The sequence below is a fragment of the Hugenholtzia roseola DSM 9546 genome (assembly GCF_000422585.1).
GTDB lineage: Bacteria > Bacteroidota > Bacteroidia > Cytophagales > Bernardetiaceae > Hugenholtzia > Hugenholtzia roseola.
In genome coordinates this window covers 134,185-152,105 of record NZ_KE383884.1, presented here as the reverse complement: position 1 = coordinate 152,105, position 17,921 = coordinate 134,185, and the positions used below count along the sequence as shown (strand labels likewise).

Genomic DNA, 17,921 nt, shown 5'->3' with positions numbered 1-17,921 from the left:
TTTCTCTCATTTCTTTCTTCAAAACTTTACTTCAAAAAATCTTCAAAACCCTATGTACACAGGCTTATTACACACACACCGCTTAGTCGTTACGATTTTCCTACTGATTTATGTCATCAAATTGGGCATGATGCTTTTCTACCCCACAGGATTGGAGCGTTTGCGCGAAAGCAAAGTCGCACGCATTGCCGAAATGGTAGTGAGCGTACTCTTTTTAGCAACAGGTATCGGACTTTGGACACAAACGGCTACCCCTATGGCAAACCTGCTCTTAGTCAAAGTTGCCCTTGTCTTTGCCTCCATTCCTTTGGCGGTTATTGGTTTTAAAAAGGGCAACAAAGTCTTGGCTTCGCTTTCTGTGGTGCTGATTTTGGCAAGTTATGGCTTGGGCGAAATGAACAAAGCACAAAAGGGAAAGGTTATGATTGAGGCTTCTGTTCAGTCGGGCAAAGAAATATACGCCTCCGCAGGTTGCGTGGCTTGTCATGGCGACGACGGCGCATTGGGGCTTTCGGGTGCAAAGAGTTTGCAAGCCTCTACCCTTACCACTGCCGAAATCGAAAACATCATCAGAAATGGCAAAAACGCCATGCCTGCCTATAAAACCCTGACGGACGCACAGGTAAAAGCCTTAGTAGAACACGTAGAAAGTTTGAGAAAATAACAATCTTTCACACTGAAATTTCCTACTAAAACTTTCGCGTTTTGGTAGGAAAAGCCTTCTTACAAACGCCGTTACAATAGCCTATCGCCTCTTCCTGATGTGGCGCAGATAGGGGCAGGCTACAAAAACTCTAACTCTTTGTATCAATTTATATCTTCAAAAAAATGGCAATTATTGGTCTTTTTTATGGTTCGGATACAGGCAATACTGAAAATATTGCGCTGCAAATCCGCGATATGCTCGGCGAAGAAAACGTCGATGTCTTCAATTTTGGCGAACACCCTGCCGAGGCGGTTGTACCTTACGATTTTATCTTCTTTGGCGCACCTACTTGGTATGATGGCGAACTGCAAAGCGATTGGGAAGAAATTTTACCCAAATTTCACGACATAGATTTTAGTGGCAAAAAGGTAGCTATCTTCGGCTTGGGCGACCAATGGGGGTACGGTGAATGGTTCTGTGATGCTATTGGTATGATTGCCGAAGTGGTAGAAAAGCAGGGCGGAACGATTGTCGGACATTGGGACACCAAAGGCTATGACTATGAAAAGTCCAAAGGCGAGCGCGACGGCAAATTTTTGGGAGTCGCCATAGATGAAGACAATCAGCCCGAACTGACCCAAGAGCGGCTTGCCAAGTGGATTCCGCAGGTCTTAGCCGAATTTGGCATGGAGGTAGAATCCTAAAATCGCCATCAGTAGCGCGAAGCTCTAACTTCGCAACTTTCGGCGGTAGAGTGTGGTTCAATTTTGCTTGTTTTCAAATTGCACAGAAAATAAAAATGTTTTTTTCTCATTTTAGGTTTGAAAAAAGCGTTTTATTTCAATCAAACTTAGGACAAGGCACTGCCTTGTCCCTACAAAAACAACCGATTTATCAGAACTTAACCTGAATAGGTTTTGGGGTGAAGTGCGTTCAACGTTTTCGCCTTTGTAACAACGCCTTTTAAGGTCTTGTCGTTTTGAAAATAGGCAAAAAAATAGCCCTAAGTTGGAAACTGCTACTGTCTGCCTTATTTGGGGACAATAACTTGTTTTTCAACTTAGGTCTGATTTAGGAAGTTTTTGTAGGCAGGCTCTAATTTAAAGGGTCTTTAAACCCTTTTCAAACCTACCTCAAAAAAGGAAATGCCTCTCAAATTAGGCTTCCATTGCTTCTTGCTGCATTTTCTGACGATAAGAAGCGCGGATAACTTCATTGCGGCGTGCCACAGAAGGTTTTTCGAAGTAAGTGCGACCGCGATATTCGCGCAAAACGCCTGCCTTCTCAAATTTTTTCTTGAAGCGTTTGAGGGCTTTGTCGATAGATTCGTTTTCTTTTACGTTGATAGAAACCATACGAGATTTGCAAAAGGTGAGGGTAAGAATTGATTTAGAACAGCAAAGATACAACTTTTTTGCAAAAGCGCAAAAAGTTGGCAGGGTAGAAAGGCTATTTTTTCGCAGTTTTCACAGGGAAAAATGGCGAGCAGAAAGGCAGAGAGAAGTAAAACACAAGCCTTCCTACCCAATAAAACACTACTTCGCAGCAGTTTTTGCTTCCTGCCAAAGCTCCCAAGTAAAGAGTTTTTTGATGTGATAGACTTTGAGGGTTTCTTGCTTTTTTTCGTCATTGTCGAAAGTAAGAATGGCTTTATAGATGCCTTCTTCTACCTGCGAAAGCTCGACGTTGGTAACCTCTGACTTATTGAGTAGCGGATTGATGCGTAAAATCAAGCCTTTTTTGATGTTTTCGGGGTCTTTTTTGGGATACCAAAGCAGGTTTAGGTCGGTATAAACGACAAAATCGCCGACTTTACTTTGATTTGCCAAGACTTCAAGTTCGCCTTCGGAGGTAAATTTGATGTTCTTGACCTCTACTGCCGATTTGAGCTGCGCCGAAAGCATCATCGGAACGGCAATGCGTGCCGTTTCCAAGTCGGTAGGAACGCGCCAGCCGTCCATAACGGAAAGGGTAATCGGAAATTCTTTTTCACTTTTGGTAAAAACAGTGCCTTTGTAGATGGCTGTTTTGCCTTCTTCCTTCAAAGCCAGCCTTTCTACGCCATTTCCAAACCATTCGCGCAAGAAATATTTGCCATAGACCTGCATGTCTTCTACGGTATTTTTGGGAATTAAGCCGCGCTGCAAGTCGGCTTGAAACGCCATTTGGTCGTTTTCTTCGAAGGTAATTTTGCCCTCATAGCGCGATTGCTCTGCTTTTTCTATCAAAATTTCCTTCGGGGTAGTAGAAAGTCTTTCGGCGACATAGCGTTTGAAGGTGGATTCTACCGTTTCTACCCAGATAGGTTTGAGCCAGCCTGCATTATCTCTGCCTGCGCGTACAAAAAGTTCGCCTGCCGCGCCTTCTTCAAAGGCGATACTTCCCATAAAGACGGTTTCCTCGTCGGGAATGTTGTCGAAAGATTTGGCGTTGGCAGCCGAAGTGGGCAGGTGAAACTTGCTTTTTACCTCTTTGTAGGCATAAGGTTTGAGTGCTACGCCCTTGACGGTAACGGTTTTGCGTGGTGCTTCCTTTTGTTTGTTCTTTTTGTCTTTCTTTTTAAAGCGATTTGGGTCTTCGTTGTAGGCTTTTGAGGCTTCTATTTGCACCAAACGCGAAAGACGGGCTTCGGCTTTGCCAAGTTTGGCTTCTTTTACAAAGGTAAAACGCTTGTCGGGCGTGGTTAGGATAAGGGTATCGTTGTAACATTTGTAGTTGAAGGTTTCGGAAAGCGAAAGCCATTCGGTTTTGAGTTCGCCTTTGTCGGCGTTGGCAGAAAAACTGCGTTCTTTTTGGTTGTCGAAAATCATCTTTTCGCCATCAAAAAGCAGCGTTTGCGGCTCTAAGGTATTGACTTCAAACCACCAGCCTTTTAGCCGTTCATCTTTCGAGGAGCAGGCAGTTAGGAAAAGCAACGCTAGTAGCACAAAGGCAATTTGGAGCATACGGGTAGGAAGCGGTTTTTTTGTCTTGATAAATAAGGTTTGCATACAAAGTTTTGTATCGTAATAGGGTGAGATATTGTATAATAATTTGGGTATAAAAAATCGTTTTTATGCTCAGGGCATCGAAGGTGATGCAAATCAAGGGGCAAAATTAGGAGTTTTTTCCTTGTGGGGCTAATTCTGCCGCTTTTATTTTCATAGTGGAAGGCTTAAAAAAGTAGAAAGGCAGCACAAAAAGGCGATTTTTGTCAAATTTGCCTGCCTGAAAAGCCTCTGCCTTATTTTTTCCCTTGTCAAAAATTTGCAAAGTAGCGGACTTCTCTCTATCTTTGCAGTCCTAAATGGGAAAGGCAAGCCCTTACGACTTGTCGCTGCCCTTTCCTTTGTAGTATGCTCTTGTAAGATGCTATCTTGGCACTATGCTATCTCGAATGCAGCCCTCGCTACAAGCGTCGCACTTATCCTCTGCCTGTTCTTTTCCGTTGTAAAAACAGTTGAAGCGCGTTTTGTGGAGCAGATTTGGCTCTCTTTCCTCAATTTTATACGAGTTCATAGGGCTTCTGTGCCATTAAGATAGTGTTTGCCTTTGCATCTGCACCCTAAAAAGCGATTGCCTTTTTCAGAAGCAGATGCCACTTGCTTTCGAAATCATCTCCTCAACTCATTTCAAACGTCTTTTTTACACATGGCAAATCATAAATCCGCCCTCAAACGTATTCGCTCTAACGAGGCAAAACGCCTTCGCAATCGTTACCAGCTCAAAACAACGCGCACATTCTTGAAACGCCTTCGCAATACCAGCGAGGTAGCCGAAGCAGAGGCACTTTTTCCAAAGGTAGCCGGCATGTTGGATAAGTTGGCGAAAAGAAACATTATTCACAAAAATAATGCGTCTAACAAAAAGTCTAAATTGGCAAAGCACATCAATAAATTGAAGCAAGCCTAATTTTCGCGCCTTTTTTAAAGGCAAAAGATAAAAGCCATTGCAAAGCACATGCCTTGCGATGGCTTTTTTGTGTTAGGGACAATGATAATCGCTATCTTTGGGCGTTGTTGCAGCAGTCAGAAGGTCAAAAATAAGGTTTTGTGTTTCGAGCAAACCTCCTGCACTCCCACCTTGCCCCAGTGATGTTAAATTCTAAAAATTAGATGCAAATGTAGGGACAAGGCATTGCCTTGTCCGCAGTGAGATTGAAATAAAAAGGTTTTCAGACCCAAAAATAGGGTTCTGTTCAAATTTTATTTCGTTTCTAATTTCACAAAACAAGTCCTTTCATAGAACTTAACATTACTGCCCTTCGGGGAGGGATTTGGGGGCGGGTGCATTTAAGGCTTTTATCGTTGCAACAACATCTATTCTTTGCAAAAAGCCCAGAAAAAAGCTAAAAAAAAGAAGTCTAAAAAAGAAAGCCACATGCTCCGTTCCTTGCTTAGTCGCCCCTTAGCCGCCTATGTAGTGGCACAACAAAATAAGTGGATTGCCCATTCCGAAGCTCTGCAAGCCCAATGGCTGTTCAGATTGCTCAAAGAGGCTGCCCATACGCAGTTTGGGAAAGACCATTTTTTTAACGATTTATTGCACCTTCCTGCCAATCAAAGATACGAGGCTTTTAAAAAAGCCGTTCCCATTGTGGATTACGAAGGACTCAAACCCTACATCGAGCGCATCTTGAAAGGTGAAAAGGACGTGCTTTGGAGAGGAAAGCCTGCCTATTTTGCCAAAACTTCGGGTACTACTTCGGGTACAAAATACATTCCCCTGACGCGCGACTCGATTCCCAACCACATCAATTCGGCGCGAAATGCCCTTCTGACCTACATTCATAAAAGCAAAAAGGCTACTTTTTTAGATAAAAGTCTTATCTTTCTTTCGGGAAGTCCGATTTTGGAGCAAAAGGCGGGGATTCATACGGGCAGGCTTTCGGGCATTGTCAATCATCACGTACCTGCCTACCTTCGCAGCAATCAAAAACCAAGCTACGCCACTAATTGCATCGAGGATTGGGAGCAAAAATTGGAGCGCATCATAGAAGAAACCTTGCAAGCCGACATGTCGCTGATTTCGGGTATTCCGCCTTGGGTGCAGATGTATTTTGATAGGTTGCAAGCGCGAAGTGGCGGCAAAACCATTAGCGAAATTTTCCCCAACTTTTCGCTTTTTGTCTATGGAGGGGTCAATTTCGAACCCTATCGCGCCAAATTGTTCGATTCCATTGGGAAAAAAATAGATAGCATCGAGACTTTTCCTGCCTCCGAAGGCTTTTTTGCGTATCAAGATGAGCAGCAGGATAATAGTTTGTTGCTTTTGCTAAATAGTGGGATATTTTTTGAGTTTATTCCTGCCGAACAATATCATGACCCCAACCCTCCGCGTTTGAGTATTTCGGAAGTGGAATTAAACCAAAATTACGCCCTTATCATCAATAGCAATGCAGGACTTTGGGGTTATAGTATTGGCGATATGGTGCGTTTTGTGTCTAAAAAGCCCTATAAAATTTTGTTTGCAGGCAGAATTAAACACTACATTTCGGCTTTTGGCGAACACGTCATTGGCAAAGAGGTAGAAACGGCGATGCGTCTGGCGATGGAAAAACACAGCGAGGTGCGCATCAGGGAGTTTAGCGTTGCGCCGCAGGTTACGCCGCCCGAAGGGGGCTTGCCCTATCACGAGTGGTGGGTTGCTTTCGAATCTAAACCTGCTGATTTAGAGGCTTTTAGCAAAGATTTAGACCAAGCCCTGCAAAGTCAAAATAGTTATTATTACGATTTGATAAAAGGCTCTATCTTGCGTACTGCCCAAGTTCGCGCCCTGCCTGCCGAAGGTTTCGAACTTTATATGAAAAGTATCGGAAAATTAGGAGGACAAAATAAAGTTCCGCGCCTAACCAACGACAGACAGATGGCAGACCAATTACAAAAGTTGTTTTTTTAAAAAATGACGACTGAAAAGGGCTTTACCGCCCCTTTGCTGGTTTTCTCTTGTATGATTTACTATAAAAAAACGTACTTTTGCAGGGGCAACTTGCGTCCTATCCACTTTCCTATCCGCTTTTTCCAACCCTCATCTACCCGTTTTCCCCTCTTTCGCATGGAGTTTATTCAAAAATTTATAGACATTGTCTTACATTTAGACAAATATCTAACTGAAATTACTTCCCAATACGGGACTTGGACATACCTTATCTTGTTTGGCATCATCTTCTTGGAAACAGGGGTCGTGGTCTTGCCTTTTCTGCCCGGCGACTCGCTTCTTTTTGCAGTGGGTTCTTTGGCTGCCAATCCTGCCAGCGGGCTTAATGTTTGGCTTTTGGCGGCTCTGCTGTTTGTAGCGGCGGTCTTGGGCGATACCCTCAACTATCATATCGGCAAATATTTAGGCGATAGAGTTTTTAGTTTAAATATTCGTTTTATCAAAAAAGAATACCTTTTAAAAACACAGGCTTTTTATGAAAAACATGGCGGCAAGACCATCATCATTGCGCGTTTTATTCCCATTATCCGCACTTTCGCGCCCTTTGTGGCAGGGGTAGGCACGATGTCTTATCGCCAATTTTTGCTCTACAATGTCGTGGGAGCTTTTGTATGGATAGGCTCTTTGCTCTTTGCAGGCTACCTCTTTGGTACGCACCCTTTTGTGCAGAAAAACTTTTCTTCGGTCATTGTCGCTATTATTATCATCTCAATCCTGCCTGCTATCTTCGAGTTTTTGAAAGCCAAATTAAGAAAAAACGCCTGATTATCAGTTTATTATACCCTAAAAAAGAAAATCGCCTTTCTTAGGAATCTCTTTTTTTCAAAAAAAATAGAAACCCATGCAACGCTTTTTTGCTCGCTTGGGTCTTAAAAGAGTAGGCACTGCAAAACTTACAAGGGTAAGACTCGCGTAGCTTTTAAATGCCTACCAAAATAAACTTAACGACTCAATAACTGACCCAAAGGCAACGCTTTATCAGTTCGTTTTTTAATTCATTTTAAATTTCGCCTTGATAAAAAGCAAACCTTTTCAAAAACGTGCTTACTCGTTTTTCTGCCTTGCGATTGGCAAGCAGGAAATTCTTTCCAACTTACAACTTTTAGAAAGTGCAACCCACTTTCTGCCCTATTGATAGAAAAACAAATAACGCTCGAAAGAGAAAAAAACTTCGCTTTCCAAAATAAAGGCTTGCCAAAGGGTGAGCCTTTTGAGAAAGCACCCTTAAAGTCGTTTTGCCAAAAGCAGGGCGCAACTTTGTTAGTGAGTAGAAGGAGATGTTACCGCCTATGGCGGTATTATCTTTTTTAGGGCGGCGCGTTTTTAGAAAGCCGCAAGACTCGAAGTAGAAAAACTCGAAGTAGAAAAATTAGAAATGAAATAAAGTTTAAAACAAAGACTTGTAAATAAACTTCGTAAAAACAATTTTTTGAAAACTAATCATAAAAAATACAGTCCTCCTGTGCGCGTGTAACCGCTACATACAAGATATTGATTTCTTCCTTGATTTTTTCTTGTGTTTTTAAATCTAACTTATTTTCTTTTTTTAAAGTCAAAATTTGTCCTTTGTTAATAAAATCAGCCGTCAGATGTACGCGCCTATACTCATTGCCTTTGGCTCGGTGAGCGGTGGCAAAGACCATCTCCGCCCATTTTTTTTCTTCTACTTTTAGATGATTTTCTTGTAATTTTTTGAGTAAAAAGGGCAATTCGTTTCCATATTTTCGTACAATTTCTAATAAAAATTTGAGTTGTTTTTCATCTGTGCAGTTTGCATAATGGCTCAATTCTTCAAAAGAACGCATCTGTCGGATAATAGGGTCTTGAATCGCCTTTAAATTGTTTTGCCTTAATTGTAATAAGTCCAAGATGGACGCGCCATTTTCGATGTAGGTATAAGAAGCCAAATCGCCTTCAAAATGGTAGCGATTGATGCTTTTTTTGTGGAAAATTTCAGAAATGGCGCGTTCTAAAAGTTCCAAATTCGTGCGAGCTATTAAGGCATCGGGTTGTGTGCTGTTTATCGCTTGCGGTGCGCCTTGAAAGTTTTTACTTTCAAAGTTTGGGTTTCCTATTTTTTTCCAATTTATAATCTCTTGTGCTTTTTCTGCAATTTTGGTATTAAATCTAAAACTTTCTGTAAGAAATTTTCGCTCAAAAGGGCTATCTTGCAGGGCGTTGATGGCATTTCGCCAACTATAAATTTGCTGATTTGAATCGCCCACTAAAATTTTTTTCGCCTTTTGTCTGAAAAAAATATCGAGCATGACAGGCGAGGCATCTTGTCCTTCGTCAAATAAGATATAATCAAAGTTTAAGATAGGATTTGAAAGTTGGTATTTTTTTAAATAAAAATCATGCGTTAGGGGTAATTTCCCCTGCTCCTGAAACGCCAAAATCAGACGCGCTTGTCTTAGGATTTGCGCCTCATATTTACAAACAAAATCAAAGGAATTTCTTTCGCTAAGTCCTTCTAAATAAGGCACTTCTGCTACTTTTTTTTCTTGGCTATGACAAAATGCAGTTGCCCATTGCAGGGCATGATACACGCTGGCATGGTTTTTTGTGTCCAAGGCCGCTTTTAGCTGCCAAAGCGGAAGTGCTGCCACCAAAGGCTGTGCAAATTGTTTTTTCATCAGTCGGTACGCCAAAGCATGTGCGGTTTCTACCCACACATTGTGCAGATTTTTTCGCGCCACCCGCATCTGCGCCTCCTCTTTTGTGATTTTATTGAAAGCCAAATACAAAATTAGACTTTCGGGCGGACGGCTGGCGGCATATTCGAGTAGGGTTGTGGTTTTGCCTGCGCCTGCGGCAGCCTCGATGGTTAGGTCTTGGTCAGTGGCTAAGATGGCTTGCTGCTCGGCGGTAAGTTGCATGTGAAATTTATTTTTATGAATTTTGAGATTGATTTTTTAAAAATAAACATCAGAACTTTAAAATTTCTACCCGCTGGGCTGCCCATTCTAAAAAAGCCTGATAAAACTTTCCTTGTTTTAATAAGTCTAAATTTCCTATCAAAATTAGTTGTTCTCTGCAACGGCTAAGGGCTACATTCAACTTTTTATCCACTGTTTGGCTTTGATTAAAAGCCTGCAAAAAACGCATCTGGGCGGGATAGTTCGTCGCCATAGAAAGGATAATAATATCGCGCTCGCTGCCCTGATAGCGTTCTACGGTATCTATGCTTACTTTTTGGCGCAATTCTTCGTCTAAATGTTTGTAGATTTCCGCAATTTGTGCGCGATAGGGCGTAATTACGCCTACCGTTTCTGCCTGAAAATGAGGCGTGTTTTCATATTTTTTTCTAATTAAGTTTAAAATTTTGACTACGATTTCGGCTTCTTTTTGGTGAAATTTCATATTGCGCTCTGTGGGAACATCAATCAAAAGTAGCCTTTTGGTTACTAATTTTTCTTGTATTTTCTGATAAAAAGTTTTTTCTTTTTCCGAAACTTCTATGCTATCTTGGAGTAGCGTTAGCGGCTTTTCGAGGTGCGGTAGTGGTTCGAATTGGCGTGGCGAACCTGCTTTTAGGGTTTTGTAAAAGGTAGTGCAGATAAATTCGGCGATGTCTTGGTGGGTGCGAAATTGGGTAGAAAGCATGGCATAAGCCTCTGTCCAGCCCTTATTTTCGGCATTTTCTATGAGCCTTTCAAAAACAGAACGCCCCAAATTGTGAATACCGATTTGGTGTAGCGGCTCTTTTTCGGTTGCACAAAGTTTTTCGGGCTGTGCCACAACCGCAGGAAGCTGCTTTTCGTCCCCAATCAAAATAAAACGCTCAAAACGCGACATAATGCCGCAAAGATGAGGCTCTAAAAGTTGGGAGGCTTCATCTACAATTAAGGTCTGAAACTTTTTAAAATCTAAAAGGCGCAAATTGCTATAAAAAGAGGAAACAGTAGAAACAAAGATGCGTGTATCGCGAATTTTTAATTTTAGTTCCTGTAAATTTTTTGCACTTTTCAAACTATTTGTATAAAAATCGTCGCCTTCTTTGAAGTTGCCTAAGCGCACGAAGTCTGCGCCACAGACTTGCTCTACTTTTTGGCAAATTTCGTCGGTGGCGCGGTTTGTAAAGGCAAGCAAGACGACGTTTTCGTTGGTATAATGGTATAAATGATAGACCATATTGCGAAGCATCTTAGAAGTCTTGCCTGTACCCGGAGGACCTTGCAAGAGAAAATAGTCCTTTGCCGAAAGTGCTTGTTTTAAAATTTGGTTTTGTTCCTCACCCAAATTTGCAATCTGACTATAATCTATTGCGGCTAAGGTAGGGGGCGTGGCGAAAGTAGGGCGCGTTTTGCCATAAATCAAATCCTTTTTGGATTTGTCGGCGGCTAAAAAAGTAGCCAAAGAAGCCAAAAGGTCGTTGAAACTGCGTTCCAAAAGGTTCGGCTCGATAGCCCAATGCGAATAACTGCGAAAAAATCCTTCGCTGACGTGCCTGCTCCAAAGGCGCACTTTTACTTTTTGGGCTGAAATTTCTTCGATATTGCCCTTCAAGATTTGGTATTTGAGGGGTTGCAGTTCGCCGTCGGCTTCGGTAGGATAAATGACAACAATATCGCCTTTGCGGAAAGCCGTAATTTCGCCATTCTGTTGATTTCTTTGTAGGTGTAGCAGGTTTTCTTCCGAATCCCACTCTAATAAATACAAATCTGACAACAAAACAAAGTTATCATTTTTTTGCATTTTTGTATTTTTCCAAAGCGTTGCGAAGCCTTCCGCTGGCTCTGTGCCAATCACGCCGCCTACTTTGGCAACCATCGCCTCGCGCATGACCAAGCCCACAAACTCGATAAAATAGGCTCTATCTAAGGGCGAAGCCGTATCCCAAAGGTCTTGAAACTTTTTTGCTTGGTCGATGACGTTTTGAAAAGGCTTGGCATCTTCGATGCGTTTGAGAAAATGGTCGAACACTTTTTCGTCTGCCTGCGCCAGCCAAGTATCCATGGCTACGATTTTATTGCGCATCTCCATAGCTCTTTGTTGTTCAAAGTTTAATTTGCCACAGTCGCGCAAAGGCGTTTGTGCGTCAGCCGAATAAAGCAAGGCACTGATGCCGCGCCTATCGGCAAAGGTGCTATCGAGGAGGAGGTTGTAACAAGCTACCTGAATTAAATCATTTTTCCAACCTGTTTCTTGGGGCGGTTTCCCACTTTTTAGTTCGAGAATGTCCTTTCTTTGGGGCTGTTCTTTGTGTTCAATTAGCACGTCGATACGCCCTTGTAAGCCGTATTGATTAGAAATAAAGGTAGGTTCAGTAGTTAAAATATTGTCTTGATAATTTTGCATAGCGCGAAGCAAAATGCCAAACTGATACTTCGCTTGGTCGCGAATTTCGAGCAGCAGTTCTTTTTCGATAAAGGCAGCGTCTAAGGCATTGTCTTTGAGGGCTTCGCCGAAAGATTTTTCAAAGCTAACGGTAGGATTATCGATAATTTTATCTAACAAATCATTTACAATTTTTCCTTTTAGGGTCTTATCATTTCCTTCAAAAAATTGTAGCCTACTTTGCAAATATAAAAAAGGCGTACCACTTTTGTAGGTAAAACATTTGGCAATAATAGAAGCATCTACTAAATAATCGGGGTTTAGAACCAAAAGCGAAGAGTCGGTAGTGGCAAAATAAGTGTCGTCCATCGGCTCTACGTCGGTTAGGCAAATGGGAACGTAAAGACTTAGGCGGCGCACCTCCTCGCTTAGGCGGTAATGGTGGTGCAATTTGCCCTGAAAATAAATCGTAATATCGGAAACGGCGATACGCACCTTGCCAAATTCTTCGGTGGAAAGCCAAAAATGTGCCGTCGGTTTGCTTTGCGTTTCGCCTTCGGTGGGGGTGCTTTTGCCGTATTCCTCTTTGGCGACTACCGTTCCGAAAAGAAAAGGCACGATGCCCTCGGGCTTTTTGCGACGGATAAGCGAAGGCAATTCTTCACCCTGATAAAGTGCAAGGATTTCTTCGTTGGGTGATACAGTTGTAAAAACTTGCAAGAGTTTCACCACACCTGCCACACAAGCCTTATAGACAGCAGGCGTAGGGTGATAAAATTTACTAAGTACATTGCCTCTCAAAGTCCGACGCAGGGCTTGGAGTTCTTCTTCCCAACTTTCACCTAATCCGTAAGCCTGACAAATGAAATTGATTTTGGCGTGCCAGCCTGTAAAAAGTTGCTTTTGGCGGTCTTCGGTTAGCGTATTGAGTAGGGAAAGAAAGACGTTATGAACGGCATAAAGGCGTTTTTTGAGCGGTGGGTCGTTGGGGTCGGTTACGATATTAAACAATAAATCGTAAAAATAGCGGCTTTCTATTTCATTAAGGCGAACCAGCATGGGAAGAGAATTTGTTTGGCAAAGGTAGCAAAGATACAAAAAAGTATCATTTAAAGCTACTTTTTCGAGTGGCTATGCCTAAATCTTAGGCTTAGTCGCAGATTACGCCTTATCAATTCTTCAAATCTCAAACTTGCAAAGAGGGCTGCTACAAAAATACTTACAAAATAGCATTTTATATTTGTTTCCTGCTATTTTTGTAGTATCTTGCAGCGCAAATCTAAGATTTGCCCTACTGATAGGTCGTAGTTGGAGACTACGCCCAGCAGGGGGGGGCTACATGGCAAGCAATTTGGACAAATTTAATGCAGCATATCAAAGTATTTTAGCACAAGAAGCGGGAATTACTCAGAAAGATGCTATGAAAAAGGCAGCATGGGAAACGCACACAGGTAGTTGGCTTAAATCTAAAGGATTTAAGGAGGCAACTATAACAGGAGCTACTCCTAACGGAAGTGGTTTTTCAAAAATTGAAGTCATATTTTCGAAGCAAAAACAAAACTTACTCAATATGGACAAGTTTGATGTTTCAGGTTTAGAAAAAATAGATATTTTATTAAAAAATAAAAATAGTTTAATTCTTGTATGTATAGAGCCTATATTTAGATTAGAAGAATTAAGTAAAAATATATTTCGTATAGAAGTATATTCTATTTCTGTTTCTGATTCTATAGAAAAATTTTATGATAATGATTTTTTAAGAGAAATATTTGTAAATCAAGAAAAAGTTTTCAATAAAAATATTTTAGATGCAAAAATGATAAGTGGAAGTGTTCTTATTGACATAGAAATAGACAAACACCCAAACAATATAAATCTCATATCATTGATGCGTACTTTAAAAGGAAAATACAACTATATACACAATATTGAACCATTTTACTTTATAATGATAGTACTTATTATACTCAATGATAAAAACTATTCAGCACATCTAAAATATAAAAAAAACGAATCAGATAAAATGTTTGATAAAATATTTGAACTGATTTCATAATCCTGCTGTGCGTAGTTTTCAAATAATTAAAAAATAAAATTAAATGTTAGGCTTAGTCTGCGACTAAGACTTATCAATCCAGCAAATCTTAGATTTGCGAGGGGGGGGCTACAAAAATACTTACAAAATAGCATTTTATATTTGCTTCCTGCTATTTTTGCAGTATCTTACAACGCAAATCAAAGATTTGCCGCACTGATAGGTCGTAGTCGGAGACTACGCCCAACGGGGGGGATGACCATAAAGACCACTTTCATTTTCACAAAAAATAAAATGATAAGATTTATTTGTATTATTACTATTTTGTGTAGTGCATATAGCACAAAAATACCACCCTTTATAGCTTTTAAAGTTTCGTATGATGATAATTCATATTTTTATTATTCTGAGCTATATTATCCTAATAAAGACCAGTTTTTATACTGCATATCTAATGATGACTATACTAAAATAGAGAAATGGCATGAATCTGATTTTGATTATGAGCTACAAAAAAAGGTTTCAGACATTGGATTTGTAGATGGAGTAGAGCGATATATGCATATTCCTTCTGCCTCATTGGTAATTGACAGTGTAGCTGATAAAGCTGTTTTCAAAGATGCGTCATACTTATTACAAACAGCTAGTGAAATAATAAAATATAATAAATATTATACAGAGGAAAAAAACGAAAGACTAAAACTCGCAAATAAATATAATGTACTTAAAATTGTAATGAATGATTTTAAAATTAAGGATAAATTAGAAACTATAGACCCTTTATATTCACATTATACATTAACAACAAAAAATGGTGATGTCTATATCATACAAGATATTATTTTTTATTCTTCATACGGAAAATTATGTGTAACTTCTTTAATCATAAATGATAAGTTGATATATTATTTTCCTACGTTACCATACGATTGTTAAGATAATATTTTTTTCATTGTCATATCCCCAACGCCAACAACAAACTCCTGCTGTGCGTAGTCTTCAAATAATTAAAAAACAAAATTAAAAGTTAGGCTTAGTCTGCGACTAAGCCTTATCAATTCCGCAAATCTTAGATTTGCGAGGGGGGCTGCTACAAAAATACTTACAAAATAGCATTTTATATTTGCTTCCTGCTATTTTTGTAGTATCTTGCAATGCAAATCTAAGATTTGCCCTACTGATAGGTCGTAGTCGGAGGCTGCGCCCAGCAGGGGGGAAGATTTCAGAGAGTCAGTATTTAAACTTACTTTTTAATTTATATAAAAAAACAATAAAAAATAATGAAAAAAATACTAATAATAATTATATCTGTTTTGTTATCTTTTTGTACTTTTGATAAAAAAGACATTGTAAAAAAACAAAATACGCAAAAAATACATATAAATTTAAAAGATTCTAGTAGTCTTGTATCTTGTGCTATAAACAAAATTCTGCAAAATGATACTAATAGTAGCAAGAAAAAATATCAAGTTCTTGTTAAGTTCATGTTTTATATTAAAAATCATTATAATAAGAATATTAGTATAAATGTACTTTCTTCACATATTTCGAAAGAAGAATCAATATTTTTTTTCAAAAAAGAAAATAAAATAATTCAAATATTAAGTAGTAGTTACAAGCCTATTATTATCAAAAAAAACGATATTGAATACATGATGTGTGAAACATCTTTTGAAATGTCTGATACTACAGGACTTTATAACCTTCTAGAAGGCTGGTTTGTAGGCGATAACACTGTTCAAATTCATTCCGTAGAACCAACAACATTACATTATCAAAAGCCAAGTTTATTATATTATTCATTTTATATAGTTGATTATACAACGAAAAATAAGGAAGAAAGAGTAAAAGAATTTTACCTTCCCAGCCGAATCAATCCGCCCGAAGAAGATGAGTAATGTAGGACTTCCCCCTGCCGCGCGTAGTATTCCCCTAACTAAAAAACAAAACTAAATCTTAGGCTTACTAAGACTTGTCCATTCCGCAAATCTCAAACTTGCATAAGAAGGTATCCAAAAGGGCAGTTTCTTTTTTTGCTACCAAATTTAATTTTGTTTTTAGACTGAATAATAATGAAAACTTCATATCATAGCGTTTGTAAACCCTATGATATGAAGTTTTTGAAGCCTTTGAAATAACAAAACCAAGCTTTATTTGGCTACATTTTATGAAAAGGACTTTTTGGACAGCCTCGTTTTAGGCAGTCAGCTTTTTTGTGTTCTTAGTCTTGAAAAAGTTGTTGTTGGTTTATTTTACCAACCTTTTTCTTTTTCTTCGCGCTCTTTGTTTTGGGCTTCTATTTTTTTAATAAATGCCGCTACTTGCCCTTCGAGGGCATTTTTTTGCAGTTTTTCGGTCTGAAAAGTTGGCGTTAGGGACTTCTTTTCGGGAAAATCCTCTATGTGCAGCGTTTGGGTAGGAAAGGCAAAGCGCACACCCAATTCCTCTGCCAAGTGTAGGATTTGCAACATAAGTTCCTGTTTGGCTGCAAATTCGGCAGGGGTATCAGGGGTAATGAAAAAAGTATTTAATAAAACGCCTAAATAAGTGTTTCCAAATTCATTAAAATAAACGGCATAACTATCCTTGCGCGTATGGGGGTGCGCCTCGATAAGTTGCCTCACACCCAAGACAAAAGCCTCTAAAAGGGCAGGGGGCGTGTCGTAGGTTAGGGTGAGCATGGTGCGATAGCGGCGGTACTGGCGCAGTCCCATGTTGTCGATGGTCATATCGGCGAGTTTGCCGTTGGGGATAGAAATAACCGAATCGTAGAAGGTTCTGATGCGTGTGGAGCGAAAACCGACTTCTTCCACCGTTCCTTCCAAGCCCGAAAGATTTATCCAATCGCCTACTTGAAAGGGTCGGTCTATGAAAATCATAATCGAACCAAAAAGATTGCGTATCGTATCTTGGGCTGCCAAAGCGAAAGCCAACGTACCGATAGAAACCCCTGCTAATAGGGCGGTGATATTAAATTCCAAACGCTGCAAGGCATAGATTATCGCTACTGCAACGACGGCAATCTTACCAATTTTTTGCACCAAAGGCACAAGTTGGTCGTCCATCGTGGTAGAAGTGTTTGCCGCTATTCTTTTGAGATGATAACTAACAAAATCTACCAAACGCAGGGCTACCAACATCACAAAAACGGGCAAGGCAATTTCTACCGCCAAGAGAACATAGTAAGTAACCTCCACAGGGAGGGAAAGCACAGGGAAAAGTTTGGAAAAAAGCCAAAAGACTAAAAACAAACTGATGGGGTTCGCGATAGACTGTACCAATTCTTTGATAGAGTCGGTGCGTTCTAATTTGGATATAAATTTGATAAGAATACGACGGAAAAATAAACTGAATACTTTGTGCAAAATAAAAGTCAATAAAATCAGACAAGCCACTGCTACATATTGCCAAAGCCAAACGCCCATAAATTTATTTTTCGCATCTTTTTGCAGCCAATTTACAAGTTTAGACAAGCCCAAAGGATAGGTTTGCTTGTGAAGCAAGGCAATGGCTTCTACACTACTTTTAGAAAAATACCACTTATCGCCTATTTTTTCTACATAAATTTGGGGCAGGCGTTCTGAAATGACATATTGGGCTTTTTTATTAACGCTATCGAGGTGGTCGTTTTGGCGTGGCAAAGTTTCTAAATGCACAAAAATTCCGCGTCCGTCTAAAATTTGAATCAATTTGATAGCTAATTCCGCTTTTTCGGCTTCGGTATAGCCCAAGTTGGGAAAGGTGCGTGCCGCCTCTTCGGGGTTGAAGCTATCCTTTTGTAGATTTGCCAAAAAACTATAAATGGTATGATAGGGGCTGCTCAAATCTACTAAAACTTTTGTGCTTTCTGTTGTATTTTCATTGGGCTTTTCTTGCGCCAAAATGGTAAGAAAAGGCAAAAAGACAAGAAAAAAAGTGGAAATCAGACTAAAAAAGCCTTTTTTAAATGGTTTTTGAATGGTAAAAAAAGAAATAGACTTGTTCTGATAAGACATCTTGTTGGGGTTTTTGGTAATAAAATCTTGAAGTAAATAGGAGCAGAAT

The 17,921-nt window shown here is 39.9% G+C and carries 15 protein-coding genes; 9 read left to right on the top strand and 6 right to left on the bottom strand.

From position 1 onward, the window contains the following. Positions 1 to 52: 52 nt before the first annotated feature. Positions 53 to 664, top strand: coding sequence for a SirB2 family protein (locus G500_RS25245; RefSeq protein ID WP_027003497.1), 612 nt, complete (start codon positions 53 to 55; stop codon positions 662 to 664). Between the two features lie 164 nt (positions 665 to 828). Beyond that, positions 829 to 1,350 carry a flavodoxin gene (locus G500_RS0117535; protein ID WP_027003496.1) on the top strand — a complete coding sequence of 174 codons (522 nt, stop codon included), beginning with the start codon at positions 829 to 831 and terminating at the stop codon, positions 1,348 to 1,350. Positions 1,351 to 1,803: 453 nt separating this feature from the next. Here G500_RS0117535 and rpsU read toward each other — a convergent pair whose 3' ends face one another. From rpsU to G500_RS26070, 3 genes are all read right to left on the bottom strand, one after another. Next, positions 1,804 to 2,001 carry a 30S ribosomal protein S21 gene (gene rpsU / locus G500_RS0117525; RefSeq protein ID WP_027003495.1) on the bottom strand — a complete coding sequence of 66 codons (198 nt, stop codon included), beginning with the start codon at positions 1,999 to 2,001 and terminating at the stop codon, positions 1,804 to 1,806. Positions 2,002 to 2,181: 180 nt separating this feature from the next. Then, a complete protein-coding gene (locus tag G500_RS0117520; RefSeq protein ID WP_027003494.1) occupies positions 2,182 to 3,636 on the bottom strand; it encodes a hypothetical protein in 1,455 nt (484 codons plus the stop codon). Between the two features lie 106 nt (positions 3,637 to 3,742). Continuing rightward, positions 3,743 to 3,898 carry a hypothetical protein gene (locus tag G500_RS26070; RefSeq protein WP_161626153.1) on the bottom strand — a complete coding sequence of 52 codons (156 nt, stop codon included), beginning with the start codon at positions 3,896 to 3,898 and terminating at the stop codon, positions 3,743 to 3,745. On the opposite strand from G500_RS26070, the gene G500_RS0117510 reads away from it, so the two are divergent. The 4 genes from G500_RS0117510 (at position 3,893) to G500_RS0117490 (ending at position 7,327) form a co-directional block, all read left to right on the top strand. Beyond that, the gene (locus G500_RS0117510) at positions 3,893 to 4,168 is read left to right on the top strand and encodes a hypothetical protein (protein WP_027003493.1); all 276 of its coding nucleotides are present in this window, start codon (positions 3,893 to 3,895) and stop codon (positions 4,166 to 4,168) included. The genes G500_RS26070 and G500_RS0117510 overlap by 6 nt on opposite strands. A gap of 108 nt (positions 4,169 to 4,276) precedes the next feature. Beyond that, positions 4,277 to 4,537 (top strand): 30S ribosomal protein S20, encoded by a 261-nt coding sequence (rpsT, locus tag G500_RS0117505; protein WP_027003492.1) that lies wholly within the window; start codon positions 4,277 to 4,279, stop codon positions 4,535 to 4,537. Positions 4,538 to 5,005: 468 nt separating this feature from the next. Further along, the gene (locus tag G500_RS0117495) at positions 5,006 to 6,523 is read left to right on the top strand and encodes a GH3 auxin-responsive promoter family protein (RefSeq protein ID WP_027003491.1); all 1,518 of its coding nucleotides are present in this window, start codon (positions 5,006 to 5,008) and stop codon (positions 6,521 to 6,523) included. A gap of 3 nt (positions 6,524 to 6,526) precedes the next feature. Then, a complete protein-coding gene (locus tag G500_RS0117490; protein WP_342664616.1) occupies positions 6,527 to 7,327 on the top strand; it encodes a DedA family protein in 801 nt (266 codons plus the stop codon). A 671-nt stretch (positions 7,328 to 7,998) separates the two neighbouring features. Here G500_RS0117490 and G500_RS24015 read toward each other — a convergent pair. Both G500_RS24015 and G500_RS0117480 read right to left on the bottom strand, forming a co-directional pair. Continuing rightward, positions 7,999 to 9,441 carry a UvrD-helicase domain-containing protein gene (locus tag G500_RS24015; RefSeq protein WP_051203813.1) on the bottom strand — a complete coding sequence of 481 codons (1,443 nt, stop codon included), beginning with the start codon at positions 9,439 to 9,441 and terminating at the stop codon, positions 7,999 to 8,001. Positions 9,442 to 9,490: 49 nt separating this feature from the next. Beyond that, positions 9,491 to 12,901 carry a DEAD/DEAH box helicase gene (locus G500_RS0117480; RefSeq protein WP_027003489.1) on the bottom strand — a complete coding sequence of 1,137 codons (3,411 nt, stop codon included), beginning with the start codon at positions 12,899 to 12,901 and terminating at the stop codon, positions 9,491 to 9,493. 181 nt (positions 12,902 to 13,082) lie between these two features. On the opposite strand from G500_RS0117480, the gene G500_RS0117475 reads away from it, so the two are divergent. The 3 genes from G500_RS0117475 (at position 13,083) to G500_RS0117465 (ending at position 15,775) form a co-directional block, all read left to right on the top strand. Continuing rightward, the gene (locus G500_RS0117475; RefSeq protein ID WP_154657212.1) at positions 13,083 to 13,898 is read left to right on the top strand and encodes a hypothetical protein; all 816 of its coding nucleotides are present in this window, start codon (positions 13,083 to 13,085) and stop codon (positions 13,896 to 13,898) included. Positions 13,899 to 14,039: 141 nt separating this feature from the next. Next, on the top strand, positions 14,040 to 14,813 hold the full coding sequence (locus G500_RS0117470) for a hypothetical protein (protein ID WP_027003487.1): 774 nt from the start codon (positions 14,040 to 14,042) through the stop codon (positions 14,811 to 14,813). Between the two features lie 344 nt (positions 14,814 to 15,157). Then, on the top strand, positions 15,158 to 15,775 hold the full coding sequence (locus G500_RS0117465) for a hypothetical protein (protein WP_027003486.1): 618 nt from the start codon (positions 15,158 to 15,160) through the stop codon (positions 15,773 to 15,775). 354 nt (positions 15,776 to 16,129) lie between these two features. On the opposite strand, the gene G500_RS0117455 is transcribed toward G500_RS0117465, so the two are convergent. Then, positions 16,130 to 17,872 (bottom strand): mechanosensitive ion channel family protein, encoded by a 1,743-nt coding sequence (locus tag G500_RS0117455; protein WP_051203811.1) that lies wholly within the window; start codon positions 17,870 to 17,872, stop codon positions 16,130 to 16,132. Positions 17,873 to 17,921: the final 49 nt, after the last annotated feature.

Excerpts from the sequence above, each read along its gene's own strand:
- G500_RS0117495 (WP_027003491.1), top strand. The coding sequence starts at position 5,006 with ATGCTCCGTTCCTTGCTTAGTCGCCCCTTAGCCGCCTATGTAGTGGCA.
- rpsT (WP_027003492.1), top strand. The coding sequence starts at position 4,277 with ATGGCAAATCATAAATCCGCCCTCAAACGTATTCGCTCTAACGAGGCA.
- G500_RS0117455 (WP_051203811.1), bottom strand. The coding sequence starts at position 17,872 with ATGTCTTATCAGAACAAGTCTATTTCTTTTTTTACCATTCAAAAACCA.
- G500_RS0117480 (WP_027003489.1), bottom strand. The coding sequence starts at position 12,901 with ATGCTGGTTCGCCTTAATGAAATAGAAAGCCGCTATTTTTACGATTTA.
- rpsU (WP_027003495.1), bottom strand. The coding sequence starts at position 2,001 with ATGGTTTCTATCAACGTAAAAGAAAACGAATCTATCGACAAAGCCCTC.
- G500_RS0117535 (WP_027003496.1), top strand. The coding sequence starts at position 829 with ATGGCAATTATTGGTCTTTTTTATGGTTCGGATACAGGCAATACTGAA.
- G500_RS25245 (WP_027003497.1), top strand. The coding sequence starts at position 53 with ATGTACACAGGCTTATTACACACACACCGCTTAGTCGTTACGATTTTC.
- G500_RS0117520 (WP_027003494.1), bottom strand. The coding sequence starts at position 3,636 with ATGCAAACCTTATTTATCAAGACAAAAAAACCGCTTCCTACCCGTATG.
- G500_RS0117465 (WP_027003486.1), top strand. The coding sequence starts at position 15,158 with ATGAAAAAAATACTAATAATAATTATATCTGTTTTGTTATCTTTTTGT.
- G500_RS0117490 (WP_342664616.1), top strand. The coding sequence starts at position 6,527 with ATGACGACTGAAAAGGGCTTTACCGCCCCTTTGCTGGTTTTCTCTTGT.
- G500_RS24015 (WP_051203813.1), bottom strand. The coding sequence starts at position 9,441 with ATGCAACTTACCGCCGAGCAGCAAGCCATCTTAGCCACTGACCAAGAC.